Origin of the sequence: Plantibacter auratus, from assembly GCF_050587365.1 — a bacterium.
In the GTDB taxonomy this organism is placed as follows: domain Bacteria; phylum Actinomycetota; class Actinomycetes; order Actinomycetales; family Microbacteriaceae; genus Plantibacter; species Plantibacter auratus.
The window spans coordinates 475363-500643 of sequence record NZ_JBOBFV010000002.1; the positions used below are offsets into that span (position 1 = coordinate 475363).

At 68.2% G+C, this 25281-nt stretch carries 24 protein-coding genes; 14 read left to right on the forward strand and 10 right to left on the reverse strand.

Translation table 11 applies throughout. The features are described from left to right. Positions 1-130 precede the first annotated feature (130 nt). Genes ACQ3HE_RS09420 through ACQ3HE_RS09430 form a run of 3 tightly spaced genes read left to right on the forward strand, consistent with a single transcriptional unit; the run spans position 131 to position 1692 of the window. On the forward strand, positions 131-574 hold the full coding sequence (locus ACQ3HE_RS09420; protein ID WP_430892415.1) for a ketopantoate reductase family protein: 444 nt from the start codon (positions 131-133) through the stop codon (positions 572-574). Next, positions 571-1104, forward strand: coding sequence for a TetR/AcrR family transcriptional regulator (locus ACQ3HE_RS09425; protein ID WP_430892417.1), 534 nt, complete (start codon positions 571-573; stop codon positions 1102-1104). The genes ACQ3HE_RS09420 and ACQ3HE_RS09425 overlap by 4 nt, the downstream gene beginning before the upstream one ends. 45 nt (positions 1105-1149) lie before the next feature. Next, positions 1150-1692 carry a GNAT family N-acetyltransferase gene (locus ACQ3HE_RS09430; RefSeq protein WP_430892419.1) on the forward strand — a complete coding sequence of 181 codons (543 nt, stop codon included), beginning with the start codon at positions 1150-1152 and terminating at the stop codon, positions 1690-1692. Between the two features lie 40 nt (positions 1693-1732). Here the strand turns inward: ACQ3HE_RS09430 and ACQ3HE_RS09435 are convergent, their stop codons facing one another. The 3 genes from ACQ3HE_RS09435 to ACQ3HE_RS09445 are packed head-to-tail and all read right to left on the reverse strand — an operon-like array spanning position 1733 to position 3807. Further along, a complete protein-coding gene (locus ACQ3HE_RS09435) occupies positions 1733-2449 on the reverse strand; it encodes a tyrosine-protein phosphatase (protein WP_430892421.1) in 717 nt (238 codons plus the stop codon). Positions 2450-2494: 45 nt separating this feature from the next. Beyond that, complete coding sequence (locus ACQ3HE_RS09440) at positions 2495-2650, reverse strand: hypothetical protein (RefSeq protein WP_430892423.1); 156 nt, start codon at positions 2648-2650, stop codon at positions 2495-2497. Between the two features lie 47 nt (positions 2651-2697). After that, positions 2698-3807, reverse strand: coding sequence for a fatty acid desaturase family protein (locus tag ACQ3HE_RS09445; RefSeq protein ID WP_430892425.1), 1110 nt, complete (start codon positions 3805-3807; stop codon positions 2698-2700). Between the two features lie 267 nt (positions 3808-4074). On the opposite strand from ACQ3HE_RS09445, the gene ACQ3HE_RS09450 reads away from it, so the two are divergent. The 3 genes from ACQ3HE_RS09450 to ACQ3HE_RS09460 all read left to right on the forward strand — a co-directional run bounded on the left by ACQ3HE_RS09450 (position 4075) and on the right by ACQ3HE_RS09460 (position 7674). After that, positions 4075-4845 (forward strand): GAF and ANTAR domain-containing protein, encoded by a 771-nt coding sequence (locus ACQ3HE_RS09450; RefSeq protein WP_430892427.1) that lies wholly within the window; start codon positions 4075-4077, stop codon positions 4843-4845. Between the two features lie 116 nt (positions 4846-4961). Next, positions 4962-5540 (forward strand): TerD family protein, encoded by a 579-nt coding sequence (locus ACQ3HE_RS09455; RefSeq protein WP_430892429.1) that lies wholly within the window; start codon positions 4962-4964, stop codon positions 5538-5540. A gap of 142 nt (positions 5541-5682) precedes the next feature. After that, a complete protein-coding gene (locus ACQ3HE_RS09460) occupies positions 5683-7674 on the forward strand; it encodes a serine hydrolase domain-containing protein (RefSeq protein ID WP_430892430.1) in 1992 nt (663 codons plus the stop codon). Positions 7675-7764: 90 nt separating this feature from the next. On the opposite strand, the gene ACQ3HE_RS09465 is transcribed toward ACQ3HE_RS09460, so the two are convergent. The 5 genes from ACQ3HE_RS09465 to ACQ3HE_RS09485 form a co-directional block, all read right to left on the reverse strand. Further along, the gene (locus tag ACQ3HE_RS09465) at positions 7765-11376 is read right to left on the reverse strand and encodes a family 43 glycosylhydrolase (protein ID WP_430892431.1); all 3612 of its coding nucleotides are present in this window, start codon (positions 11374-11376) and stop codon (positions 7765-7767) included. Between the two features lie 73 nt (positions 11377-11449). Next, a complete protein-coding gene (locus ACQ3HE_RS09470; RefSeq protein WP_079704715.1) occupies positions 11450-12493 on the reverse strand; it encodes an ABC transporter permease in 1044 nt (347 codons plus the stop codon). After that, positions 12490-13614 carry an ABC transporter permease gene (locus tag ACQ3HE_RS09475; RefSeq protein ID WP_124768368.1) on the reverse strand — a complete coding sequence of 375 codons (1125 nt, stop codon included), beginning with the start codon at positions 13612-13614 and terminating at the stop codon, positions 12490-12492. Before ACQ3HE_RS09475 ends, ACQ3HE_RS09470 begins: the two co-directional genes overlap by 4 nt. Next, positions 13611-15137 (reverse strand): sugar ABC transporter ATP-binding protein, encoded by a 1527-nt coding sequence (locus tag ACQ3HE_RS09480; protein WP_430892432.1) that lies wholly within the window; start codon positions 15135-15137, stop codon positions 13611-13613. Before ACQ3HE_RS09480 ends, ACQ3HE_RS09475 begins: the two co-directional genes overlap by 4 nt. A gap of 117 nt (positions 15138-15254) precedes the next feature. After that, a complete protein-coding gene (locus ACQ3HE_RS09485; protein ID WP_086472835.1) occupies positions 15255-16253 on the reverse strand; it encodes an ABC transporter substrate-binding protein in 999 nt (332 codons plus the stop codon). Positions 16254-16521: 268 nt separating this feature from the next. Between ACQ3HE_RS09485 and ACQ3HE_RS09490 the strand changes: the two genes are divergently transcribed. From ACQ3HE_RS09490 to ACQ3HE_RS09505, 4 genes are all read left to right on the forward strand, one after another. Beyond that, positions 16522-18105 carry a sugar ABC transporter ATP-binding protein gene (locus ACQ3HE_RS09490; RefSeq protein ID WP_191940226.1) on the forward strand — a complete coding sequence of 528 codons (1584 nt, stop codon included), beginning with the start codon at positions 16522-16524 and terminating at the stop codon, positions 18103-18105. Then, positions 18098-19135: a LacI family DNA-binding transcriptional regulator gene (locus ACQ3HE_RS09495; protein ID WP_430892433.1), complete on the forward strand. Its 1038-nt coding sequence runs from the start codon at positions 18098-18100 to the stop codon at positions 19133-19135. Before ACQ3HE_RS09490 ends, ACQ3HE_RS09495 begins: the two co-directional genes overlap by 8 nt. Before the next feature lie 363 nt (positions 19136-19498). Continuing rightward, positions 19499-20482: a TerC family protein gene (locus tag ACQ3HE_RS09500; protein ID WP_124768366.1), complete on the forward strand. Its 984-nt coding sequence runs from the start codon at positions 19499-19501 to the stop codon at positions 20480-20482. A 38-nt stretch (positions 20483-20520) separates the two neighbouring features. Continuing rightward, positions 20521-21210, forward strand: coding sequence for an SOS response-associated peptidase (locus tag ACQ3HE_RS09505; RefSeq protein ID WP_430892434.1), 690 nt, complete (start codon positions 20521-20523; stop codon positions 21208-21210). A 3-nt stretch (positions 21211-21213) separates the two neighbouring features. On the opposite strand, the gene ACQ3HE_RS09510 is transcribed toward ACQ3HE_RS09505, so the two are convergent. Further along, the gene (locus ACQ3HE_RS09510) at positions 21214-21993 is read right to left on the reverse strand and encodes a CPBP family intramembrane glutamic endopeptidase (protein WP_430892435.1); all 780 of its coding nucleotides are present in this window, start codon (positions 21991-21993) and stop codon (positions 21214-21216) included. A 206-nt stretch (positions 21994-22199) separates the two neighbouring features. On the opposite strand from ACQ3HE_RS09510, the gene ACQ3HE_RS09515 reads away from it, so the two are divergent. The 4 genes from ACQ3HE_RS09515 (at position 22200) to ACQ3HE_RS09530 (ending at position 24725) form a co-directional block, all read left to right on the forward strand. Further along, positions 22200-22850 carry a TetR/AcrR family transcriptional regulator gene (locus ACQ3HE_RS09515; protein WP_064295974.1) on the forward strand — a complete coding sequence of 217 codons (651 nt, stop codon included), beginning with the start codon at positions 22200-22202 and terminating at the stop codon, positions 22848-22850. A 59-nt stretch (positions 22851-22909) separates the two neighbouring features. Next, on the forward strand, positions 22910-23695 hold the full coding sequence (locus ACQ3HE_RS09520) for an MBL fold metallo-hydrolase (protein ID WP_430892436.1): 786 nt from the start codon (positions 22910-22912) through the stop codon (positions 23693-23695). An 80-nt stretch (positions 23696-23775) separates the two neighbouring features. Next, a complete protein-coding gene (locus ACQ3HE_RS09525; RefSeq protein WP_430892437.1) occupies positions 23776-24312 on the forward strand; it encodes a hypothetical protein in 537 nt (178 codons plus the stop codon). Between the two features lie 23 nt (positions 24313-24335). Next, complete coding sequence (locus ACQ3HE_RS09530; RefSeq protein ID WP_079704704.1) at positions 24336-24725, forward strand: MmcQ/YjbR family DNA-binding protein; 390 nt, start codon at positions 24336-24338, stop codon at positions 24723-24725. A 20-nt stretch (positions 24726-24745) separates the two neighbouring features. Here the strand turns inward: ACQ3HE_RS09530 and soxR are convergent, their stop codons facing one another. Further along, a complete protein-coding gene (soxR, locus tag ACQ3HE_RS09535) occupies positions 24746-25189 on the reverse strand; it encodes a redox-sensitive transcriptional activator SoxR (RefSeq protein WP_255377972.1) in 444 nt (147 codons plus the stop codon). Positions 25190-25281 lie beyond the last annotated feature (92 nt).

Here is a 25281-nt window from a genome sequence, read left to right on the forward strand (position 1 = left end):
CGCGCATCAGCGTAATCACGAGGCCGGACGGCGCGTGGCCCGTTGCGTTCTTTGGACAGCAGCATCCGTGTACTCTCAATAAACCGACACTTGTGTCGAATTATGCACACGGATCAGCAACGGAGAGCACATGCGCATCGTCATCATGGGTCGAGGCGTCATCGGGGTGACCTACGGTTGCGTCCTGCGTGAAGCCGGCCACGAGGTCCAGCACCTCCTTCGTGACGCCGACCCGCGGGCCCGGCCGGCGACCACCACGGTCGACCTCCTCGACGGACGCGAGCAGCCACCGGTCGACCGCTCGTTCCGGTATCCGCTCACCCCGGTGACGTTCGATCCGGAGACGGTCGACCTCGTCCTCGTCTCCGTTCCGGCCGAGGCACTCGCCGCGCGCGTCATGGTCCTCATGTTCCGGAAGGACGTCCTCAGTCGGCGCATCATGGAGCTGCACCACAACACGGACGATATCCTGGCGCTCATGTCGGAAGTCCACGTGTCGGCCACCGAATCGGCTGTCCCCGTCCCCGGGTTCACCCGCGACCTCGGTCGCGCGCGGGACGCCCTCGCCTCGTGAACGCGCTCAGCCCGACGTCGTCACGCGCCCGCGAACACCTGCGGCAGGCCGCCGTCGCCGAGTTCCGGGAACGCGGCTTCTGGCGGACGACGATGGATCACGTCCGACTGGCGGCGGACGTCTCGCGCGGAGGCCTGTACTACCAATACGCCAACACCGAGGAGATCTTGCTCGACGCGCTTGCGCACGAGCGCTCAGGAGACGAGGCGAACGACCTCGAGGGCTTCCTCACCGAACAGGCGACCGCGCTCCACGACATCGACGCGACCCTCCGCCCGATCGCCTACGAATACGTCCTCGGTCTGCCTGCCGACCATCGTCGCGCTCTCCTCGCGGAGCAGTTCCGGCAGGCCGAAGGAGTCGTGGTCGGGATGCTCGGCGAGGTCTCCGGCGTCGACGATCGGGCGTTCCTCGCCCGGCAGATCGTCAGGCGCCTCGAAGGACTGTCGATCGCAGCCATGGCGGGAGCACTCGACGACGTGGACCTGGAACGCGAGCTCGCCGACCTCCGCACCCTGGCTGCGGGATGAGCCGGCGTGTCCTGCGACGATGCGCCGCGTTGCGATACTGAAGGGATGCCAGCGTTGACCCTCCGCCCCCTCGAACGTCCTCGGGACGACGACGCGTTCGTCGAGTTCCTGAGCGCACACGAGTTCCCGTTCCACATGCAGCCGCGACCGACCACGGAGGAGGCTCGCAAACGCCTGACCTCCGGCATCGTCGACGGGCCCGGCGCCTTCGGATGTTGGGTACTCGCAGACGGTGAGGTGGTGGGAATCGTCACCCTCGAGGACCTCGAGGACGACACGGCGTTGATCGACCTGCGGCTCGCCGAAGACGCGCGAGGGCGCGGGATCGGCACGGCGGTCCTGCCGGTCATCGTCACCGAGGTGTTCGGCCGGTTCCCGTCGGTTCGCAAGCTCGAGGGGCAGACCCGCGAGGACAACGTCGCCATGCGTCGTGCCTTCCGTCGGGCTGGCTGGGTGAAGGAGGCCCACTACCGCGAGGGCTGGCCCGTGGCCGGCGGACAGCCGCTCGCATCGGTCGCCTACGCGATCCTCCGCAGCGACGTGCAGTCGGGCACGACGACGCCGGTCCCTTGGGACGACGAGCCGTAAGGCGCCGTCGACGAAGGCTCGCAAGCTGATCGCGCGGACATCACAGCAGGAGCTGACGCACCCTCTGTCGAGATGCCTCGGCGAAGCCCAAGGTGTCGAAGACCCCGTCCGCATCGGCGACGAACGCTCGCACGTGCGGCGTCACCTCGTCGAGGAAGGCGTCGACCTGCTCCGAGGTCCAGGAGGCCTGGCGGTCGTGGGTCGGGCCGCCGTGGGGCGCTGTTCCGGCCATGGCACGCACCGATGCCGCGTAGTCGTCGACGATGGCCTCATCGGTGACGCCGGCGTTGGCGAGGAGGAGCGCGCTGATCATGCCGGTGCGGTCCCGGCCGGCTGCGCAGTGCACCAGGATCCCGGGTTCGGATGATGCGACCGCTTCGAGCGCACCGCGGACGAGCTCCGGCAGGATACGCACATTGTGCGGCCAGTACTCCGGGGAGTCGAGGATCGGAAGACACACCGCGCGGAACTCCGGATCGGTCTGATCCTCGGTCGGCGCGAGCGTCATCACCAGCTCGGCTGGTGGCCGGACACCAGGGTCGGTTTCGCGCGCCCCGGTCTCATCGACGCTGCGGAGATCGACCACGGACCGCAGCCCCCATCGCATCGCGGCGTCCCACCCTGCAGCGGTGAGCAGCTCGCGTCGAGGACCCCGCGCGATGCGCCCGCGCGCTGTCAGGCCGGTGGACGACAGCGGTGTCGGCAGGCCGCCGAGATCCCTGAGGTTGCGCAGGCCGTCCCAGTCCAGATTCCGCATCTGGCAGAGCGTACCCGAACCGACCGTGCGGCTTCCGGCTGCGCGTTAGCGCTTGTTCGCAGCGCGTCGGATGGCACCGAAGACGATCGTGCCGATGATGAGGACGATGCCGATGATCCCGAGCCAGAGCAGACCCTTCAGCGCGAAGCCGACGATGGAGAGGATCGCCCAGATGACGAGGAGCACGATGATGATCTGCATGGCTTGGGTTCCTGATTCCGTGGGGTGATGGTGGTCGGTGAGGTGGCTCAGTGTATGCGGAGCTCCGCGACGAGCGGGCACGCGAACGGATCGCGAGCTCCGAGGCCGACGCGGTTGAGGTAGCGGATGACGATGCCGTACGAGCGCAGCAGCGTGGTCTCGGTGTACGGGACGTCGAGTGCGGCGCAGTGGTCGCGAACGAGTCGTCGAGCCTCTTTGAGTGCGGGACGCGGCATCGAGGGGAACAGGTGGTGCTCGACCTGGTAGTTCAGGCCGCCCATGAGGAACGACACCCACCATCCGCCGACGACGTTCCGCGACGTCAGGACCTGCCGGGAGAAGAAGTCGACGTTCGCGTCATTGGCGATCGTCGGCATCCCCTTGTGGTTCGGGGCGAACGAGGCACCCATCATGACGCCGAACACCGCGAGCTGCACACCGAGGAACGCGCACGCCATGCCGAACGGCAGGAACCAGAACACGACCGTGAGGATGATCCCGAAACGTGCGACGAGCATCACGCCCTCGATCACCCGGTCGCGCACGTCGGCCCGCGTCCCGACACCGCTGACGACGGAACGGATCGCGAGCCAGTGCAGGTTGAGGCCTTCGAGGGTGAGGAGAGGGAAGAACAGCCAACCCTGGTGGCGGTAGAAGACCTTCGCCGCCCGGTTCCGCACGGTGTCGACGTCCTCCGGCAGGAAGCGGATCGTGTCGGGCTGGATGTCGGGGTCCTTGCCCACCGTGTTCGGGTTGCCGTGGTGACGGGTGTGCTTGTTCATCCACCACGAGTAGCTCAGTCCAACCAGGAAGGTCCCGAGGAGGCGGCCCGCCCAGTCGTTCCACGCACGGGACTCGAACACCTGCCGATGCGCGGCCTCGTGCGACAGGAAGGCGAACTGTGTGAACAGCACGCCCAGCGCCGCCGCGACCAACAACTGCAGCCAGGAGTCGCCGAGGAACGCGAAGGCGACCCAGCAGCCGGCGGTGGCCAGCACCAGGACGGCGAACAGCGTCCAGTAGAAGCCGTAGCGTCGTCGGAGCAGACCGGCCGACTTCACCTCGGCGAGGATCGCGGAGTAGCTCGAGGTCCCGCCTGTCCGGGGTCTCCCACTGGGGCCGGTCCTCCGGAACCCACTGCTGCGTTCGACCGTCATCGGACGCCCTCCGCCGGTGCGACTGGCGGTCTCGTCGACCACGATGGTCGCCGACGGCGCGCGAGAAGAAGGCCGACGGGGTGCGTGCTCATGAGGCTCCTGGGCATCATCAGAAAGGACGAACAATCCGGCAACCGGGGTCTGGGGCAGCGCTCGTTCAGCGTAGAACGGCCCCGCGACCCGACGCAAATCCGCGTCAGCGCGTCTCGACAGCGGCGGTCATGGACGGCCTCCGGCCTCGGTTACGGTTGATCCGCTGATCAACAGATGAGGACTGACACCGCCATGGACGACGCCCGCGAAGCACGGCTCATCGAGACGTTCGTGACCCTCACCGACAGCCTCGTCGCCGACTACGACGTCGTCGACGTGCTGCAGACACTGGTCGACCGGGCGGTCGAATTGTTCGACGCTGCCGCCGGGGCCATCCATCTGGCCGACCGCGACGACGTCCTCCAGGTCGTCGCGTCCACGAGCGAGCGGAGCGAGTTCATCGGCCTCATGCAGCTCAACGCAGGCGAGGGACCCTGTATCGCTGCGGTGACGAGCGGTGTCCTGGTGACCGCGGAGAGTGCCGAGGAGCTCCAGGAGCACTGGCCGAGGTTCGCCGAGGCGTCACAAGAACGCGGATACGCGGGCGTCCACGCGATCCCCATGCGGCTCCGCGACACGACCGTCGGGTCACTGAACCTGTTCCGCGAGACCGAGGGCGCCCTCAACGGTGCCGACGCCCGAGCCGGCCAGGCGCTGGCCGATGTCGCGACGATCAGCCTCCTCCAGCAGCGGACGATCGAGAACGCGACGCTCGCCACCGAGCAACTCCAACGTGCACTCGACAGCCGGGTCGCCATCGAACAGGCGAAGGGGTATCTGGCCCGCGCGGCGGGGGTCGACATGGACACGGCCTTCGGGATGATCCGGCAGTACGCACGCACCCGCCAGCGGCGGCTCGGTGACGTCGCCGCTGCGGTCGCCCGTGAGGAACTGCCGCTCGACGAGGTCACGGCAGTCGGCTCTCCGGGAGCGGACGGCGCCTGACCACCGTTGCGGCCGTGGGGTGGCTGGTCGATCCTCCACAACCCACTCCAAACTCAGCCGGAACAGGGCAGGATGGAGGTTCGAACATCACCGAGCACTCTCGAAGGAACACACCCATGGCAGGCCTCAGCCTCTCCAAAGGCAACAACCTCTCGCTCACGAAGACCAGCCCAGGGCTGACCATCGCCACGGTCGGTCTCGGGTGGGACCCGCGCACCACCGTCGGCGTCGCGTTCGACCTCGACGCCTCCGCCATCCTCGTCGCCGAGAACGGCAAGATCCGAACCCCCGCGGACTTCATCTTCTACAACCAGATGTCGACGCCCGACGGCTCGGTCGTGCACCAGGGCGACAACCGCACCGGTGAGGGTGACGGCGACGACGAGCAGATCACGATCGACCTCCGCGCCGTGGAGCCCGACGTCTCGCGCATCGTCATCGCGGTCTCCATCCACGACGCCGACAACCGCCGCCAGAACTTCGGCCAGGTCCGCGACGCCTTCTGCCGGGTCCTCGACCAGGACCAGCAGGAGATCGTCCGCTACGACCTCACCGAGGACGCCTCCCAGGAGACGGCGATGCTGTTCGCCGAGATCTATCGGTACAACTCGGAGTGGAAGTTCCGTGCCGTCGGCCAGGGCTACACCACCGGCCTGGCAGGCATCGCGGGCGACTTCGGCGTCCCGCTCGACTGACCCTCCACGAGCCGAGCGCGGTCGGTGATCGCGCTCGTTTTGGAGGTCGGGGCGGAATAGTGGTCGACTGACTACTGTGAACCACACCCATCGCGGATCCGGCCGCCCTGTCCTGACGGCTCCTCGATCCCGGGGATGGCGGATGCTCGCCCTCGCGGTCGCAGGGGCGATCGCCTGCGGTACCCTGCCGGTCGCCGGATCGGCGCTGGCAGTGGAACGCACCGAGGCTGTGACGCCCCGGACCGAGCCGGCTTCCCTGACCTCACAGGACACGACCGCGTGGCTCGATGGGATGCTGCCGGCCGCACTCGAACGCGAGGGGATCGCCGGCGCCGTCGTGTCGGTGGTGAGCGGCGGCGAGATCGTGGCGGAGCGCGGCTACGGCGTGGCGAGGGCTGGCACCGGGACCGCCGAAGCCGCGGCGGTCGACGTCGACCGGACGCTGTTCCGCATCGGGTCCGTGTCGAAGCTGATCACGGCGACCGCGGTCATGCAGCAGGTCGAAGCGGGAGCCGTCGATCTGGACGAACCCGTCCAGTCCTACCTCGACTTCACCCTGCCGGTGACGTTCGACACCCCCGTCACCCTCCGGCACCTCCTGACGCACACGGCCGGCTTCGAGGATCAGTTGGGCGGCCTCATCGCGTCGGCGCCCGCTGAGCCGAAGCCCCTCCGCGACACGGTGTCCGTCGACCCACCCGAGCATCTCTTCGAGCCAGGCACGACGCCGTCCTACTCCAACTACTCCAATGGACTCGCCGCATACGTGGTCGAACGCGTCACCGGACAGCCGTTCGAGGAGTACGCCACCGAGCACATCCTCGATGCAGCCGGCATGGACGGAGCGACCTACGAGCAGCCGCTCTCTCCGGAACGGCAGCAGCACATGTCGGCCGGATACCGGTTCGCCGGCTCAGCCGAGGTGCCGTTCGAGGTGGTCAGCCCGTCGCCGGCGGGTGCCGTCACCGCCACCGCCGGAGATCTGGCGGATTTCATGAACGCTCAACTCGGCCACCCCGCCGCCGACGGGCGCACCCTCCTCGCCCCTGACCTGCTCGACGAGATGCACGCGCCGGCGCTCGGGGAGGAGCAGTTGGGGAACCTGGTGAACGGTCCGCAGATGACCCTCGGCTTCTTCGAGCGGGACCGCAACGGACATCGCGTCCTCAGCCACGCGGGCGACCTGACCGCGTTCCACGCCCAACTCGAGATCTACCCCGATGACGACGCCGGCATCTTCATCTCGCTCAACAGCACCGGGATCCACGGCGACTCGAGCACGGCGATCCGCGACGCGATCACGACCGGGTTCGCCGATCGCTACTTCCCGGAGGGGCGGCAGTCCCCCATGGCCACGGACACGGCCGCGGACCACGGCGCCGCACTGACGGGAACCTATCAACTGTCACGTCGTGGTGAATCGACGTTCGTCCGACTGTTCTACATCCTCTCGAGCGTGGAGGTCGCCGCCGAGCAGGACGGCGTGGTCACGATCTCCGCGATCACCGACAGCGCCGGGACACCGCTTCGCTTCGTCGAGGTCGAACCATGGGTCTGGCAGGAGATCGGCGGTCAGCGTCGGGTCGCCGCTGCGACGGACGGCGATCTGGTCACGGCCGTCGGGTTCGACCCGGCGTTCACGATGCAGCCCATGCCGACCGAGCGCGCGCTGGTCCCGATCGTCGCCGCCCTGTCGCTGATCGCCCTCGTCCTCGCCCTGATCGCATGGCCGCTCGGAGACCTACGTCGCGCGGGCCGCGATCAGCCCACGCCCTCCGATCGACGTGGACGCCTGCTCACCTGGTGGACGCGGGGATCGATCCTCACCCTGATCGCCGCGGCACCGTTCTGGGCCGTCGTCGCGCAGGCGCTCATGTCCGACGGACCGGCGCCGTCGGCGATCGTCATCCGGATCGCGCAGATCCTGACCGCTGTCGCGGTGCTCGGGTGTGTTCCGAGCGCTTGGCGGGCGATCCGTGCGGCGCGAGGCGTCGGGTCGCCCGAGGAACGTCGTCACCGTCGGACGTCGACACTGCTCCGCGTCACCGGCGCGACGCTCGTCTCGCTCGCCTTCATCGGCCTCGGCTTCGTCGCGATCGTCGGAGGGCTCCTCCTCCCCGACCTCAGCTACTGACGGAGCTCGACGCGTCAGACGGCGCACGCATGATCCCGCCCGAGGTGACGATGGTCACCTCGGACGGGATCGATGCTGTGTCGGCGCGGGCTAGGCGGCGACGCGTCGGCGACGGACGACCAGCCACGCGCCGGCTGCGAAGAACAGCCCGGCCAGACCCAGGAATCCGACGACCGAGACACCGGTGGTCGACAGCGCACCAGGACCGGAGCCCGCAGCGCCGGGAGCCGCGGCATCCGCAGCCAGGACGGTCAGCGCCGCCTCGGCCGTGATGCCGGAGTCCGCACCCAGCGCCTGCAAGGTGTGTGCACCCGGCACCACCGTAGCGGGCACGGTGAGCGTCGCAACGAACGCACCCGAAGCGTCCGCGACGACGGTCCCGAGGTCGGTCGGGGTGGAGAACAGCGTGAACCGAACCTGCTCCCCCGCGGCGAAGCCGGACCCGGACACCGAGATCGACTCACCCACCCGCACCGACGGCTGGTCGATCGTCAGCGTGCCCTCGGCACCGGGCACCGCGATCCGCTGCGGGCCGACGCTCTCGAGGGTCGGGACGACCGGGTTCATGAGGCCCGTCTCCGGGTCGAACGTCAGCCGGTCGATCGTCGTCTCGCGGTGCTGACCGTCACCACCCGGGATGGCGAACCGGTGGTAGACGATGTACCAGTCGTCGGTGCCCGGCACGTTGAGGATCGAGCTGTGACCGGTGGCGAGGATGCCGAGTTCGGGCTGCTTCTGCAGGATCACACCGCGGTACGTCCACGGGCCGTCCACACTCGTCGCCGTCGCGTACCCGACCCGGTAGTTCTCCGAACCGGTGTCGTCGATCGAGTACGTCAGGTGGTAGATCCCGTCCCGGTAGTTGACGAAGGCCCCCTCTCGGAAGTCGGTCAGGCCGTCGATGCGCTTGAGCGTGTCGGCCTTGATCGACAGCATGTCGTCCGACAGCTCGGCGTACACCGGCGAGCCGTTGCCCCAGAACAGGTAGCTCTTCCCCGTCACCGGGTCGGTGAACGTGGCCGGGTCGATCGCCTGTCCCGAGGTCACCGCTTCGTCGTTGAGGATCATCGCGTTCGGCTGGGCTGTGAACGGACCGGCCGGGCTGTCCGCGACGGCGACACCGATGGTCTTCCGGTCGACCGAGGGGTTGTGGCCGCTGAAGTAGAAGAAGAACTTCCCGTCCTTCTCCCCGATCGTCGGCGCCCAGGCGTTGCCGGTCGCCCACGGCACGTTCCCGTTCGCGCCGTCGAGCGTGAGGATCGGCTCCGCCGAGCGCTCCCAGTCGACGAGGTCCTTCGACGACCAGACGAAGAACTCCTTGCCACCCCAACCGGCGAAGCCGTCGGTGGTCGCATAGATGTAGTAGGTGTCGCCCCAGACGAAGACGTTCGGGTCGGCGTAGAGGCCGGGGATGACCGGGCTCTTCATCTCGACCGCCCGCATCGTCCACGTCACGGCGTCACCCGAGGTCGGCGTCAACGTCACGGTCACCGGGCTGCTGAGGTCGACGGCGGTCCCGGAGGCGGGGCTCGCCGTGACACCGGCCGCGGTCGTGAACGTCGGGCGGAGCGCGGTGCGGTCCGTCCCGGGCTGGACCGGGAAGACGACCTCGTGGCGGTCGTTGTCGACGATCGGAGCGGTCTTCAGCACGTCCTCCTCGAGGCCGATGTCGGTCAGCGCAGCGGTGTTCCCGGAGCCGGCGAGCACCTCGTCCGCCGAGAGGGCGCGGTTGTAGATCGCGAACTCGCGGAACGCGCCCTTCAGCCGGTTGTCGGCGTCGTAGTTCGAACGGCCCAGGTAGTTGGCACTCGTCCACCCGCCGCCGATGTCGCCCGGATCCGACGTCACGGTTCCGGTGCCGACGGCGATGCCGTCGAGGTAGATCGTGGCCGTGGTGCCCTGCAACGTGTACGTCAGCTTCGCCCAGCGACCGCGCGTCAGGTCCTTGCCCTGCGACACCGTCTGCTCCGTGCTCCAATTGCCGGTCGCGAGGCTCGTCCGATACGCGTTGCCGGTGCTGAACAGGTAGCCGTCGCCGGCGCCACCGGTGGTGTTGCCGAGCCCGTAGATGAAGTACGGGTTGGCCTGCGTCGGGTCGATCCAGACCTCCGCCTCCACCGTGACGTCCTTCACGCCGGCGAGCAGGTTGTCCGGCAGCTTGACGTAGTCGTCGCCGCCGTCCAGCTGCAGTGCACCGTCGGAGAAGGTCGCACCGCCTTCGACCGTCGCGTCGAGGCCGTTGCCGGAAACGTCGCTGAGCGTCGAGCCTGCGGAGCCGGCGAAGTCGTAACGGACGATCTCGCCGTCCTCGTTCGCGGGCACCGGCTCGGGTGCTCCGCCGAGGCTGTCCTCGAGCAGTTGCAGCTCTGCGGCCGTGACCGGTAGCACGGTACCGTGGCGCGGGCTCGCGGGCAGGTCGTAGTCCTTCGCGACCTGCCAGTCCGGGTTCGCGATGTCCTCGGTCTCGAGCGGGATGTAGCCGCGTCCGCCGTACTCGTCGACGAAGAGGTAGAACTTGTCACCGTTGACGTCGCCAGGGTTGGCGGCGAACGCCGTCGGCCCCTCGACCGCGCTGGTGCCGGCGTCGCGACCGATGCAGGTGTCGAGCACCGTCCAGGACTCGAGCGTGGCCCGCAGGTCCGTCGAGGACTCCTGGATGATGTCGGCGCACCCGGTGCCACCGGCGCCCTCGTCCTTGGTGAAGCGGTAGTAGGTGTCGCTCGACTTGATCACCGTCGAGTCGATCCGCGAGACACCCTGGTCCTGCCAGACCTGCGGCTCGCTGAACGTCGTGAAGTCGCGGGTGGTCGCGTACATCATGCGGTGGTAGCTGTTCCCGGTGTGGTCCGGGTCGTCGGCGCCGTAGAGCGACGAAGCCCAGAAGACCACGTACGCGCCGATGGTGTCGTCGTAGTACGCCTCGGGTGCCCAGGTGTTGCCCGCGTTCTCCGGTGCGACCTCGATGTGCCGCTGGTCGGACCAGGTCACGAGGTCGTGGGACTCCCACACCTCGAGGTAGTGGCTGCCCTTCCGGACCGAGTCACCCCAGGACGTGCCGCTGCCGATCGAGAGGTCGGTGGCGATGAGGTAGAAGGTGTCGCCCTCGGGAGAGCGGATGAGGAACGGGTCGCGCAGCCCCTTCGTACCCTCGTCCGAGGTGAGGACCGGGCGTCCGGCGTTGAGTTCGTTCCAGTCGAGCGCGTTGTTGCCCTCACTGGCGGCGAAGTAGATGTTCTCGCCGGCGAGCGAGTTGCCGGTGAAGTAGGCGAACGCGTAGCCCTCGTAGTCGGGGGCCGCGATCGCGGCGCGGACGGTCGCCGTGAACTCGCGCGTCGCGGTCGCCTCGCCCTGGCTCAGCGTGGCGGTCAGGGTGACGGCGGTGTCCGTGGCGGGCCGCGTCACGACACCGTCGGTGGTGATCACGGTGGTGTCCGACGACGCCCAGGCGATGTCGATCCCCTCGGGGGCTCCCGGCAGGGTCAGATTGCCGCGCACGTCGTCGACGTTCGCGATCGAGAGCGCCGCCGCGGCGGCGTCCAGATCCTCCTGCGCCGTGGGGGCGGCTCGGAGGCTGGAATGGGATGTCGCTGTCGAGGTGACCCCCGACGGCACCGCTGCGGCGGCGCCGGAGGCACCGACGAGCGGGAGGATCAGGGCCGCGATGGAGGTCGCGACGACCGTTTTGAGGCGCAGTTGTCTCATGGGGGTTGGTTCTCCTGGTTCGGCGTCGTTGTCGAGCGGGATGGAACGGGTGGTGCTGCGGGGGGGGCGGGCGTCAGGTCTTGCGTTTGCGCGAGACCACGAGTCGCTGGAGGAGGACGAAGACGAGCAGGATGCCGCCGGTGATGATGGTCGTCGCCTCCGGCGGGATGCTGCCGTCGCGGGTGATGAGCACGTTCATGAGGCCGAGGACGAGCGCACCGACGACGGAGCCGAGGACGAAGCCGGCGCCTCCGGTCAGCAGCGTGCCACCGATGATGACCGCGGCGATGGCGTCGAGCTCCCAGCCGACGCCCGTGATGTTCTGGGCGATGCCGAGCTTCGAGGTGTAGACGACGGCCGCGAGGCCAGCCAGCGTGCCGCTGATCACGTAGACCATGAGCTTCGTGCGGACGACGGGCAGCCCCATGAGCAGCGCCGACTGCTCCGAGCCGCCGATCGCGTAGACGGTCCGGCCGAGGCGGGTCTTGTGGAGCACCACGAACGCCGCGGCGACGACGAGCAGGGCGATCAGGACGTTCGGGGTGGTGATGAGGTCGTTGATCTTCGGGCCGTCGATCACCTTCCACTCGGTGGACAGCGAACGGATCGGCGAGTCGTCGGCGAGACGCTCCGGGGTGGTGCTGAGCATCGACGCGAGACCGCGCCCGAGGAACATCATCGCGAGGGTGGCGATGAACGGTTGCACGTTGAAGTACTGCACGAGTACGCCCGAGAACACGCCGAACGCGGAGCCGATCAGGATCATGATCACCATGACCGCGATCGGGTTCCAGCCCGAGTTCGCGAGCATCACCCCGATCAGACTGCTGATGGCGATGATCGCACCGACGGAGAGATCCACGCCGCCCGTGAGGATCACGAAGGTGAGCCCGACGGCGAGGATGATCAGGTAGGCGTTGTTGATGAGCAGGTTCGAGATCGTGCTGGCCTGGACGATCCGTCCGTAGGCGATCTCGCCGTAGACGACCATGCCGATGAAGATGACGACGGCCGCCAGGGTGGGCAGGGTCTCGAGGTTGGGCGTCAGCCGGGACAGCAGCGAGCGCCGCGGGAGCACCGGAGCGTCGGGTGCCGGTCGGTCGGTGAGGGTGCTCATGCTGACACCGTTTCCTTTCGCGTGGGGACCGACGCCGTGGGCGTCGTCCGGGACTTCCGCCGGGCGAACAGGGCTCTCACGCGCTGTGACTGGAGGAGGCAGATGATCACGATCACGACGGCCTTGAACGCCGGCGTCGCCGAGGAGGGGATGGAGAGGAACACGATCGTCTTGTCGAGGGTCGCGATGAGGAGCGCGCCGATCACGCTGCCGGTGAGGGAGAACTTGCCACCGGCGAGCGAGGTGCCGCCGATGACGACCGCGAGGATGGCGTCCATCTCCGCGTTCAACCCGGTCTTCGCCACCTCGACCGTCATGACGCTGGCGGTGCTGAAGATCCCGGCGACACCCGCGAGGACGGCGCTCACGATGTAGACGGCGATGAGGATGCCGATGGGGCGGATACCCGCCATCCGGGCGGCGCGCGGGTTGATGCCGATGGACTCGATCATCAGGCCGAGCGCGGTGCGCCGGACGAGGAACGCGACGATCGCGACGATGACACCGGCGATGATGAAGACGACGGGGAATCCGAACACGGTGCCGTTGGCGAGCCAGCGGAAGGGCTCGTTCGTGGCCGAGGTGTTCTGCCCTGAGGTGATGACCTTCGCAAGGCCGCGGCCGGCGAGCATCGTGATCAGCGTGGTGATGAACGGCTGTAGGCCGACGATCGAGACGAGCACTCCGTTGACGGTGCCGAGGAAGGCGCTCACGGCGAGCGCGAGCAGCGCTGCGACGATGGCCGAACCGGCGTCGCCGCCGCTCTGGTTGCTCATGAACTCCATCGACACGGCGCCGGAGACGGCCATGACGGAACCGACCGAGAGGTCGATGCCGCGGGTGGCGATCACGAGCGTCATCCCGACCGCGATCATCATGATCGGGGCGCTCGCACGCAGGATGTCGATGGGGTTGCCCGACAGGTTGCCGGTCGTGCCGTTGACGGAGACGCCGAGGTAGCCGGGGTCCTTGACGAGGTTGATGATGAGGAGGAGCAGCAACGTCACGATCGCCCAGATGTAGGGCTGGTGGACGATGGTGCTGACGACGCCGCGGGCTGAGCCCTGGCCGCCGCGTGCGGAGGAACCGGAACGGGCCGGCCCCTGACTGGTGGCGCTCACGTGGCGCTCCCTTCGGTGGCGATCAGGTCGACGATGGTGTCTGCGGTGACTTCGGGTCCGTTGACGATCTCGCCGATCTTACGGTGGTCCTTCAGCACGACGATCCGCTCGCTCAAACGCACGACCTCCTCGAGCTCGGAGGAGATGAACACGACGGACATCCCGTCCTCGGCGAGCGCGGCGATCGCCTCCTGGATCTCGGCCTTTGCGCCGACGTCGATGCCGCGGGTCGGCTCGTCGAGCACGATCAGCTGCGGCTTCGTCGCCAACCATCGGCCGAGGAGTACCTTCTGCTGGTTACCACCGGAGAGGTTCTTGATGGGGCGTTCCGGGTCGGAGGGCCGGACGTTGAGTTCGAGCAGGTACTTGTCGCAGAGCTCGTTCTGCTCGCGGCGGGAGAGCGGGCGCGCCCAGCCCCTGCGGGCCTGGACGGCGAGGATGAGGTTCTCCCGCACGGTCAGGTCGCCGATGATGCCTTCGTCGCGTCGGTTCTCCGTGGAGAAGGCGATCTGCTTCGACAGGCCGGCCATGGGCGTGTGGACCTCGGCGGTCGTGCCGTCGATCGTGACCGTGCCGGAGTCGGGACGGTCGGCACCGTAGATGAGCCGACCCAGCTCGGTGCGGCCCGACCCGAGGAGCCCCGCGAGACCGACGACCTCGCCGGCGTGGACCTCGATGTCGACGGGGTCGATCGAGCCCTTCCGCCCGAGGTCCTTGGCGCTGTAGAACGCCGGGGCGTCCGTCACACCGGTGCGCCCGCGGTTGGAACCCAGGGCAGCGAGCGCGCCGTAGTCCTTGCCGATCATCTTGGAGATGAGCTCGGTGCGGTTGAGGTCGGCGGTGCGGTACTCCCCGACGAACTCACCGTTGCGGAGCACCGTGAGTCGGTCGCTGATCGCGTAGACCTGGTCGAGGAAGTGGGAGACGAAGAGGATCGCGACGCCCTGGTCGCGCAGTCGGCGCATGACCTGGAAGAGGCCCTCCACCTCGTTGGCGTCGAGGCTGGAGGTCGGCTCGTCGAGGATGAGCACCTTCGACTTGGTGACCATGGCCCGGCTGATCGCGACGAGCTGTTGCAGCGCGAGCGAGATGCTCGAGAGCGGCTGCTTGGGGTCGATGTGCCCGAGGCCGAGCCCGACGAGCGCTTCGTGTGCAGCTTCGTGGGTGCGGCGCCAGTTGATGCCGAAGGGACCGCGGACCTCGTGGCCGAGCATCACGTTCTCGCCGACGGTGAGGTTGTCGCAGAGGTTCACTTCTTGATAGACGGTCGAGATGCCGGCGCTCTGCGCGTCCGCCGTTCCGGAGAAGGAACGGGGGCCTCCGGCGACCAGGATCGTACCGGAGTCGATCTTGTACACACCGGTGAGCGCCTTGATGAGCGTCGACTTGCCGGCGCCGTTCTCGCCCATGAGCGTGTGGACCTCGCCGGGGAAGAGACGGAAGTCCACGTCTTGCAGGGCTTTGACGCCCGGGAACTCGATGGAGATGTGCCGCATCTCGACGATCGGCTCGGTGATTGCCATGTCTGCCTGGTCGTTCTGCCGGTCGATCCGGCGTCGTCGCCGGGGAGTCTGGTCCCCGGGAAGCGGGTGGGCGGTCGCCCGGCAGCGAGGGAGTGGCTGCCGGGCGACCGGGTCGGATCAGTAGGCGCGTTCGGGCAGTGCTGCCGTCGCGGCGTCCGGGGAGTCGAACGTGACGCTCGGCACCACGATGTCCGATTCGACCTTGTCGCCGGCGAGTGCCTTCTTGACGATGTCGATCGCGGTCTCACCGAACAGCGGGTTGTACTCGGCGACGAAGCTCAGGCGTCCGGCGGCGAGTGCTTCGAGCGCCGCCTTGGTGCCGTCGATCGTGATGATCTTGACGTCGGTTCCGGGCTTCAGGCCGGCCTCCTCGACGGCGAGTGCAGCGCCGAGGCCCATCTCGTCGTTCTGTGCGAAGACGAGCTGGACGTCGTTGTTGTTCGCCTTGAGGATGGTCTCGAAGACGCTCTTCGCCTCTTCGGTGGACCAGTTCGCCGACTGCGACTCGAGCTTGGTGAAGTTCGGGTCGATGGTGTCGTCCCAGCCCTTGTTGCGGTCGTTGACGACGGAGAGGCCGGGAGGGCCCTCGAGGACGACGTACTTGGCGCCGTCGGGGAACTGACCGTTCGCCCACTCGGCGGCCGAGGCGCTGATGCCGACGTTGTCGGGGGCGATGCGGCTCGTGTAGAGCTCGGTGTCGTTCGGCTCGATGCCGCGGTCCAGCAGGACCACGGGGATCTCGGCCTCCTTCGCGCGCTCCAGGACGCTCTCCCAGCCGGTCGCCTCGGTGGCGGACAGCAGGATGGCGTCGACGCCCTCGTCGATGAACGAGGTGAAGGCGGTGATCTGCGAGTTCTGGTCGCCGTTCGTCGCCGGTGCGTACTTGAGGTCGAAGCCGTTCTCCTTCGAGAACGAGTCCTGGATGTTCTTCTCGTTCGCGGTGCGCCATCCGCCTTCGGGACCGACGGCCACGAAGCCGATGGTGGTGAGTTCGCCGTCGGAACCGGCGTCGCCGTCGGAGCTTCCGGAACCGCTCGAGCAGGCGGTCGCGCTGAACGCGAGAGCGCCGACCAGGGCGAGGCCCGCGAGTGCGCGGACACGTGTTGTCTTGAACATTGTTCTCCTCTTTGAGACCCGCGGTCCCGACGATGGGTGCGGCGTGAATGTGACGTGCGTGGTGCTGCGGTGACGCAGGTGGTCGGTGATTGTTAGCGATCACATCTGCGTTGTGCTGAACATTAGCCACGGCTCGAACCGGTTGTCAACAGGCAATGTTAGCCCTCACAATTCTTCCGGAGCGGCCTCCCGGCGGCGCCGTCGCGCGCGCTAGAGTCAGGTGATCAGCGGACACCCCGGCCGCGACCACCTCGATGGAGAGCTGCAGATGACCTCGCCCACGCCACTCGTGCAGTTGCGCGGTGTCTCCGTGAGCTTCCCCGGCGTCAAAGCGCTCGACGACGTCGACCTCCGGTTGTTCCCCGGTGAGGTCCACTCCCTCATGGGCGAGAACGGAGCGGGGAAATCGACCCTGATCAAGTCGCTCACCGGGGTCCATCGGATCGACAGCGGAAGCATCCTCCTCGAGGGACGAGAGGTGTCGTTCTCGAGCGTCGCCGACGCCCAGGCGCACGGGATCAGCACCGTCTACCAGGAGGTCAACCTCCTCCCCAACCTGACCGTCGCCGAGAACATCCTCCTCGGCCGCGAACCACGCCATGCCTGGGGAGGGATCTCGGGGAGGCGCATGCGCGAGCGCGCCCGCGAACTGCTCGCCGTCGTCGGACTCGACATCGACCCGGCCTCGCAGCTCTCCGCCCACCCGCCGGCGATCCAGCAGCTCGTCGCGATCGTCCGGGCGATCGCCGTGCGCACCAAGGTGCTCGTCCTCGACGAACCGACCTCGAGCCTCGACAACGACGAGGTCACCGAACTCTTCCGGGTCATCTCGATCCTCAAGGCCGAGGGCGTCGCGATCCTCTTCATCTCGCACTTCCTCGACCAGGTCTACGAGATCTCCGACCGACTCACCGTGCTGCGGGAGGGGCGTCTCGTCGGCGAATACCTCCCGCACGAACTGCTCCGGATCGACCTCGTCCACAAGATGATCGGCAAGGAGCTCGCGACCTTCGACGAGATCCGACGCGGGCTCGACACCTCCGACGAGGGCGACGCCCTGGACGGTGAGGACCCGTTCGTCGCGGCGATCGGGCTCGGGCGCCAGGGCGCGATCGAACCGATCGACCTGAAGGTCTACGAGGGCGAGATCGTCGGCATCGCCGGCCTGCTCGGCTCAGGACGGACGGAGCTCGCCAGACTTCTGACCGGCGTCGACCGGGCCGACACCGGCTCGGTGGAGGTGGCCGGGAGGGCCACCCGCCTCGGATCCCCGCGTCGCGCCCTCAAGCAACGGATCGTCTATGCGTCGGAGAACCGTCGCACCGAGGGGATCATCGGCGACCTCAGCCTGCGCGACAACATCGCGCTGGCCCTCCAGGCGGACCTCGGGTGGTTCAGGCGGATCCCGCTGCGTCGGCAGAACGAACTGGCCGAGAGCTACATCCAGGCGATGGGCATCAAACCGGCGAATCCCGATGCGCTCATGAAGGAGCTCTCAGGCGGGAATCAGCAGAAGGTACTCTTGGCGAGGTGGCTCGCGCTCGCTCCTCGGCTGCTCGTGCTCGATGAACCGACCCGAGGCATCGACATCGGCGCCAAGGCCGAGATCCAGAAGCTCGTGACCCGGCTCGCCGAGAACGGTCTGTCGGTCGTGTTCATCTCAGCCGAACTCGAGGAGGTCCTGCGCATCAGCCACCGGATCGCCGTGCTGCGCGACCGACGGAAGGTCGCCGACCTCCCGAACTACGACCTCACCGTCTCGAAGCTGCTGGCCGCGATCTCGGAGGGGCCGGACGAGGCCCCGCCGGAACCGATCACGACCGCCGACGACGAGAGGGGACCGCGTGGCTGAGCCGTCCCGTCATGCGACGATCTTCGACGTCGCGCGGCTCGCGGGGGTCTCGCACCAGACCGTGTCACGAGTGCTCAACGACCTCCCGAACGTGCGCCCGGCGACGAAGGCGCGGGTCGACGAAGCGATCAAGCAGCTGCGCTACGTCCCCTCCCCCGCCGCCCGGACGCTCGTCACGAAGCGATCCCGCACCATCGGCCTCATCGCCACCGGTGGCACCGAGTTCGGGCCCTCGTCCTCGGTCCTGCACTTCAACGCCGCGGCCCGCGACGCCCGCTGGTCGGTCTTTACCGCGAACATGGTGGACAGCGACCCGGGTTCCGCGCGTGCAGCGGTCGAGGGGTTCCTGCGCCAGAACGTCGAGGGGATCGCCGTGATCAGCGCACGCGAGGGGGTCACCGACATCGTGGCGGGGATGGAACTCAGCGTGCCGCTCGTGGCCCTGCACGCCACACCACGCGCGAGCATGGTCACCGTCGGCGTCGACCAGTACGCCGGCGCGCGTGCCGCGACCGCCCATCTCATCGGGCTCGGCCACCGGCGCATCGGGCACCTCGCCGGACCACCGGACGCGATCGACGCCCGCGAGCGCGAGCGCGGCTGGCGAGACGAACTCGCCACCGCGGGTCTCGTCGCTCAGGTCGTCGGGACCGGCGACTGGACGCCGACCTCCGGATACGCTCTCGGCCGTCAGCTGGACGACGAGGTCACCGCGGTGTTCGCCGCCAACGACCAGATGGCCCTCGGGCTCATGCACTCGCTCACCGAGCGCGGACTCCGGGTCCCGCTCGACTTCAGCGTCGTGGGGTTCGACGACATCCCCGAGGCGGAGCACCTCTCGCCGCCGCTCACCACCGTGCGGCAGGACTTCGAACAGGTCGGCCGGACGCTGCTCGCGACCCTGCTCGACCACGTCAACGGGGAACCCCCGGGAGTGGTGTCACCCTCGGTACCGGAGCTGATCCTGCGCGACTCCACGGCGACGGCGAACGCCGAGCGCTTGGCGAGGCGCCGGGTCGACGCCCCCTGAGCACCTCCGGTCCCTGAGCCTCACCCGGCCCCTGCCCCACACCGGTCCCTCAGCCCCATCCCGGTCCCTGAGCCGCCCCTTCTCCGGTCCCCGAGCCGCCCCTCCTCCGGTCCCCGAGCCGCCCCTCCTCCGGTCCCTGAGCCGCCCCTCCTCCGGTCCCTGAGCCTGTCGAAGGGCGTATTCCCAGGTGCCCCGCCCACCCCCTGACCTACACTTGTCGGAGCAGGGGGAGTACTCCTTCGCGACATGCTCGTCAGTACGGATCCGCCATCGGGTCCCGGGGTGTCGGCTCTCATCGAGAGTGGAGAAGACCGTGTTCCGACCATCGCGTCGGAGTCCCGTCCTCGAGCCCCTGGAGCCACCATGGCCGTCACCCCGCTGATCTGGATCATCACCATCGGTGTCACGATCCTCTTCTTCGTCTACGAGTTCTTCGCGCACGTGCGGAAGCCCCACGAACCGACGATCGCCGAGTCGGCACGCTGGTCGATCTTCTACGTCAGCCTCGCCCTGCTGTTCGGTGTCGGTATCGGCCTCGTCTCCGGCTGGACGTACGGCGGCGAGTACTTCGCCGGGTACCTGACCGAGAAGGCGCTGTCGATCGACAACCTGTTCGTCTTCCTCATCGTGATGGCCGGGTTCGCCGTCCCGAAGGCGTACCAGCAGAAGGTGCTGATGATCGGCATCATCATCGCGCTCATCATGCGCGGCGCGTTCATCGCCGTCGGCGCCGCACTCATCGAGAACTACTCCTGGATCTTCTACCTGATGGGCGCGCTGCTGCTGTTCCTCGCGTACCGCCAGGCGTTCGGCAGCCACGAGAGCGACCCGGCCAACGGCAAGGTCGTGGGATTCGCCCGCCGCATCCTCCCGATCACCGACACCTATCACGGTGACCGACTCTCGGTGAGGATCGACGGCAAGCGCTTCTTCACGCCGATGCTGCTGACGATCGTCGCGATCGGGTTCGTCGACCTCGTGTTCGCGGTCGACTCGATCCCCGCGATCTACGGCCTCACCGAGCAGGCGTACATCGTGTTCACCGCGAACGCCTTCGCCCTGATGGGCCTCCGCCAGCTGTTCTTCCTCATCGGTGGTCTGCTGGAACGCCTCGTCTACCTCGCCCAGGGGCTCGCCGTCATCCTCGCCTTCATCGGCGTGAAGCTCGTGTTCCACGCCCTCCACGTGAACGAGCTGCCGTTCATCAACGGCGGTCAGCACATCGACTGGATCCCCGACATCCCGATCTGGTTCTCGCTGCTCTTCATCGCCGCGACCATCACCGTGGCGACGGTCGCCTCGCTCGCGAAGACCCGCCGTGACGCACGAGCAGGCCTCGAGCGGTAGGGGTCGACCGACCGCACATGCGCTCCTAAGCTGAGCGCATGTGCGGTCGCTTCGTCGTCACCGATTCCACGTCCACCCTCCTCGCGGACCTCGTGGCCGAGTTCGAGGCGCCTGCGCCCGACTACAACGTCGCGCCCACCACCGAGGTGACGGTGGTCCGCACCCGGCACGAGGAACGGACCGCGACCAGCGCCCGTTGGGGCTTCGTCCCCGGCTGGGCCAAGGACTTCGCCAAGCAACGGCCACAACCCATCAACGCGCGTATGGAGACGGTCGCGACCGCCTCCATGTTCCGCAAGGCCTTCGCGTCAGCACGGTGCATCGTGCCGGCGACCGGTTACTACGAGTGGGTCGTCACCGAGACCGGCAAACAGCCGCATTTCATCCACGACCTCGAGGCCGAGCTCGCGATGGCGGGCATCATCAGTGCCTGGCCCGACCCCGGCAAACCTGAGGGCGACCCGGACAAGTGGCGTCTGTCGATGGCGATCATCACGCGGGACGCGCACGTCTCGCCGGGCGAGGTCCACGACCGCATGCCGGCCTGCCTCACCCCCGACGGCTACGACGACTGGCTCGGCGACCACCTCGACACCGACCAGCTGTTGCAGCTGCTCGACCGGGAGTCCTTCGCGGTCGCCCACGACCTGACCCACTACGAGGTCACGCGCGACGTGAACAACGTCCGCAACACGGGCCCGCACCTCATCGAGCCGCTCCCGGTCTGAGTGTCAGCTCAGGGCGGGTGTCGCGCCCGCTCGGGATCCGACCTGTCGCTCGTCTGTCCCCGTGATCACCCAGTACACGACCGCGACGGCGAGGATACCGATGACCGGCGTCAGGTAGGCCGCCCAGGGCGTGCCGAGCGGGGCGAAGCCCACCGAGAACGCGGCGACGTCCCAGATGCCGTGCAACGCCATCGCCCAGATGAGGGAGCCGGTCACCCGCCGCACGATGTAGAAGCAGGTGCCCGACATCGCGGCGAGGACCACTTGTCCGAGCGTGTTGAGGAATGGAGCGCCGAGTGCTGCATTGACCAGATGCATGGCTCCGAAGAGCAGGGAGGTCAGCAGCCACACCCACACTTCGGAAAGACGTGAGCGGAACGCCGTCAGCAGCAGACCGCGCGACATCAGCTCCTCACAGAACCCGACCGCCAGGCCCAGCGCGAGCAGGGAGAGGAGGAACGACGGGTCGAACCTCGACCAGTCGGTGTTGACCAGGTTCGCGACGGCGACGACCAGCATGAGGGCGGGGACGAAGATCGGCCACTTGTGGTGCGAGCGTCTCCGCTCGAACAGGGCAGGCCTCCACCATCCCAACAGCCAGGTGGTGATGGCCAGCAGCACCGCGCCGACCGCCAGGTCGAGGACCGCACCTCGCCACGTGAGCTCCGCGGACGTCCCGATCTCGGTGTACGCCACCCCACTGAGCTTCGATACGACGAAGATGACGGCGACGTAACCGACGTAGATCGCCAGGCCGATCCAGACACGAGGGGTGACGCGCATAGGCTGTTGCCTTCCAATCGGCGGGGGGAATCGACGCTCCAATGTATCGGGCGACTGCGGAACCGGCGAAGAGCTCCCGGCTGACCACCGGTCATCCGATGCACCCTCAGCTCCTTCACAGACGCTCGTCTAAGCTAGACGAACGTCTGACTCAGACGATCGTCTAGCGGCCCGAGCCCCGGGCCCTCCACCTCGAAGGAGCGCTCGTGAGCGGTCTGCGCCAGTACGCGATGAACCAGGTCCGCGACGAGATCATCGACGCCGCCGGGCTCGAGTTCGGCCGGAACGGCTACGCCGGGACGTCGTTCTCCGGCATCGCGTCCGTCATGGGCAAGCCGAAATCGGTCATCGGGTACCACCTGTTCCCCTCGAAGCGGAGCCTCGCGCACGCGGTGATCGCGGAGCAGGACGAACGATGGCAGGCGGCGGACGCACGGATCGGGGTGCCCTACGGCGCGCTCCGCTGGGTGACGATGATCCTCGCCTCCGCGCAGGAAGCGCAGCGGTCCCCCATCGCGATGGGCGCCATCCGGCTCCTGCACGAACTGCCACGGATGGACGACCCGGTCTACACGGTGTTCGACTGGCGGGCGTACACCCGCACGAACCTCCGCATGGAGGCCGCAGCGCACGATCTCGACCTCCCGGACCTCGACGGCGTCGCAGACGTCCTGCTCGACGCCTGCTTCGGACTCGTCACCACGACGGTCGGCGACGACGATGCGGCTGAGCTCAGCGAGCGACTGATCACCCTGATCCGGCCGATCCTCGCGACCGTCGATCCCGCCGGCGCTGCAGCCACGACGACCGCCGCAGCGGCCGCTCATGAGCTCGTCGCCGGACCGGCCGAACACTGACCCTCTCCCGAGCACCGACCCCTCCCCCGAACCCCGTCTCCGCAATCGGAAGGACGCCCATGTCCCAGATCGACGCCGTGCCGAACGGCACCACCCGCAGCACCACTGTCACGGATCGGGTACACCTCGTGCAGGGTCCGTCCGTCAACTGGATCATCGTCGAGGGCGACCTCGGGCCGGTCCTCATCGACACCGGCTACCCCGGCGACGGCGCGGCCGTCACCGCGACCCTCGGCGCGCTCGGCTACGCGGTCGAGGACGTGCAGGCGATCCTCCTCACTCACGGACACAGCGACCACATCGGCAACGCGACGTTCATCGCCGGGTTGGCGGAGTGTGACATCCTCGCGTCCCGCGACGAGATCCCCAACGTCCGCCGGGAGGTGCTCGAGCAGGTCGGACTCGCCGACGTGCAGCCACATCTGGAACGTCCCGGGGTCGCCGCCTGGGTCAACCACGCCGTCGAGGCCGGCGGACTCGAGGTCGTGCCGCCGACGTCGGTCACCGCGATCGAGGACGTGCCCGAGCTCCGCGCGACCCTCGGTGTCGCGGTCCGCCCGCTCCCCCTCCCCGGCCACACGCGCGGGCACCTCGGATTTCTCCTCGTCGAGCACGGCGTCCTCGTCGCGGGCGACGCACTCGTCACCGCCCACCCCACCAGCCCTCACGACGGCCCGCAGTTGCTCCCCGAGATGTTCCACGGCGATCTCCAGCGCGCCCGCCAGTCGTTGACCACGCTGGCCGGACTCCCGGCCTCCGTCGTGCTGCCGGGACACGGCCCGGCGTTCTTCGGCTCGCCGGCGCAGGCAGCGGCCGAAGCCCTCGCCTTCGGGAGTGCGTTCTGAACCTCCCGCTCCCCGTCGGACCCCTGCGATAGCGTTGGCCACGTCCCCGAACCCGGATCCCGAGCCACGAGGAAGTGACCATGAAGAACCCGTTCCGCCGCGACGGCAGCCCGAACGACGGCAGCCCGAACGACGACAGCCCGGTCGATGAGCAGATCGACGCCCCGGAGCAGCCGAACCAGGGCCGCACCCTCGAGCCCGCTCCCGAGGTACTGGCCGAGCTCGACGCACTGAACGAGGCCTGCCGGGCGGCGCCGGACGACATCGACGCTCAGATCCGGCTCTGGCGGGCGGTCGCCGCACTCGACCGGTGGGTCTTCATCAACCGTGGTCCGGAGGACAACCCGCGGCCGTACGCGCTCGCAGCGCAACCCGGGAACCTGATCGGCATCTACAGCAGCGGGACGCGAGCGCAGGAGGCCGCGTACGCGAACGGGCTGGTCCCGCCGGACGCCACGGTGTCGCTGCTCGCGGTCCCGATGCCTGCGGCGATCGACTGGGTCCGGTCCTTCGGCGAGCACGGGGTCGTCGGCGTGACCATCGACTACCCGCGCCTCGGCGCCTGGTGCCCGCTGCAGAACCTGGCGGGGCTCAAACCCACGGACAGCCAGGGCTGACGTCGACTCCGAGGAGGACCACGATGCACGGCTCGGAGCTGCAGGACCGGGCGGCCCGTCGCGCCGACGAACTCCCCGGTGCGGAGCTGACGCACCCGTTCGGCGAGGAGTGGGACGTCTACAAGGTCCGCGGCAAGGTCTTCATGCTGCAGACGGGGGCGACGGGCGAACCCATCGTCACCCTGAAGGCGAGACCCGAGGACAGCCACAGTCTGCGCGAGGCCTTCCCCGACATCATCCCCGGCTATCACATGAACAAGCGGCACTGGATCTCGCTCAAGCCGGATGGCGAGCTCGAACCGGCGTTCGTCGACGACCTCGTCACGGAGTCGTACCTGCTCGTCGTCGAGGGACTGCCGAAACGGCTGCGGCCGGTCGATCCAGCGACGTTCGGACAACGCCGCGACGGCTGAACACCGGGCAGACAGTGCACTCAGACCGGGATGCGCCTCGCGCCGGTGCCGGTGTCGCCGAGCTCGTCGTCGGGGTTGAGGAGTGTGCACGCCTTCATCGAGAGGCAGCCGCAGCCGATGCAGCCGGTGAGCTCGCGTTCGAGTTGCTCGATCCCGCGCCGACGCTGTTCGAGGACCTTCTGCCAGCGGCGGGAGGCACGCTGCCAGTCCTCGTGACTCGGGGTGCTGGAGAGCGGCACGTCGGCGAACGCCTCCGCCACGTCTTCGAGCGGGATACCGAGACGCTTCGCGACCGAGATGAGCGCGACGCGACGCAGCATGTGCCGGGGGTATCGCCGCTGGTTGCCGGCGGTCCGCTCGGAACCGATGAGGCCGAGCCGCTCGTAGTAGTGCAGCGCCGACACCGCGACGCCGGTGCGACGACTCATCTCGCCGACACTGAGCAACTCGTCCGGACTGTGCACGGTGTCCCACCCTCGTTCCTCGCATCGACCTCAAGCCGCCTTCAGGTCCGACGCTCGTCTCGACGGTACACGAGCGGGTCAGGGCGGATGGG

What these genes read in the sequence shown, in the direction of transcription:
- ACQ3HE_RS09420 (WP_430892415.1), top strand. Translation starts at nt 131, where the DNA reads ATGCGCATCGTCATCATGGGTCGAGGCGTCATCGGGGTGACCTACGGT.
- ACQ3HE_RS09430 (WP_430892419.1), top strand. Translation starts at nt 1,150, where the DNA reads ATGCCAGCGTTGACCCTCCGCCCCCTCGAACGTCCTCGGGACGACGAC.
- ACQ3HE_RS09435 (WP_430892421.1), bottom strand. Translation starts at nt 2,449, where the DNA reads ATGCGGAATCTGGACTGGGACGGCCTGCGCAACCTCAGGGATCTCGGC.
- ACQ3HE_RS09440 (WP_430892423.1), bottom strand. Translation starts at nt 2,650, where the DNA reads ATGCAGATCATCATCGTGCTCCTCGTCATCTGGGCGATCCTCTCCATC.
- ACQ3HE_RS09445 (WP_430892425.1), bottom strand. Translation starts at nt 3,807, where the DNA reads ATGACGGTCGAACGCAGCAGTGGGTTCCGGAGGACCGGCCCCAGTGGG.
- ACQ3HE_RS09450 (WP_430892427.1), top strand. Translation starts at nt 4,075, where the DNA reads ATGAGGACTGACACCGCCATGGACGACGCCCGCGAAGCACGGCTCATC.
- ACQ3HE_RS09455 (WP_430892429.1), top strand. Translation starts at nt 4,962, where the DNA reads ATGGCAGGCCTCAGCCTCTCCAAAGGCAACAACCTCTCGCTCACGAAG.
- ACQ3HE_RS09460 (WP_430892430.1), top strand. Translation starts at nt 5,683, where the DNA reads ATGCTCGCCCTCGCGGTCGCAGGGGCGATCGCCTGCGGTACCCTGCCG.
- ACQ3HE_RS09465 (WP_430892431.1), bottom strand. Translation starts at nt 11,376, where the DNA reads ATGAGACAACTGCGCCTCAAAACGGTCGTCGCGACCTCCATCGCGGCC.
- ACQ3HE_RS09470 (WP_079704715.1), bottom strand. Translation starts at nt 12,493, where the DNA reads ATGAGCACCCTCACCGACCGACCGGCACCCGACGCTCCGGTGCTCCCG.
- ACQ3HE_RS09480 (WP_430892432.1), bottom strand. Translation starts at nt 15,137, where the DNA reads ATGGCAATCACCGAGCCGATCGTCGAGATGCGGCACATCTCCATCGAG.
- ACQ3HE_RS09485 (WP_086472835.1), bottom strand. Translation starts at nt 16,253, where the DNA reads ATGTTCAAGACAACACGTGTCCGCGCACTCGCGGGCCTCGCCCTGGTC.
- ACQ3HE_RS09490 (WP_191940226.1), top strand. Translation starts at nt 16,522, where the DNA reads ATGACCTCGCCCACGCCACTCGTGCAGTTGCGCGGTGTCTCCGTGAGC.
- ACQ3HE_RS09500 (WP_124768366.1), top strand. Translation starts at nt 19,499, where the DNA reads ATGGCCGTCACCCCGCTGATCTGGATCATCACCATCGGTGTCACGATC.
- ACQ3HE_RS09505 (WP_430892434.1), top strand. Translation starts at nt 20,521, where the DNA reads ATGTGCGGTCGCTTCGTCGTCACCGATTCCACGTCCACCCTCCTCGCG.
- ACQ3HE_RS09510 (WP_430892435.1), bottom strand. Translation starts at nt 21,993, where the DNA reads ATGCGCGTCACCCCTCGTGTCTGGATCGGCCTGGCGATCTACGTCGGT.
- ACQ3HE_RS09520 (WP_430892436.1), top strand. Translation starts at nt 22,910, where the DNA reads ATGTCCCAGATCGACGCCGTGCCGAACGGCACCACCCGCAGCACCACT.
- ACQ3HE_RS09525 (WP_430892437.1), top strand. Translation starts at nt 23,776, where the DNA reads ATGAAGAACCCGTTCCGCCGCGACGGCAGCCCGAACGACGGCAGCCCG.
- ACQ3HE_RS09530 (WP_079704704.1), top strand. Translation starts at nt 24,336, where the DNA reads ATGCACGGCTCGGAGCTGCAGGACCGGGCGGCCCGTCGCGCCGACGAA.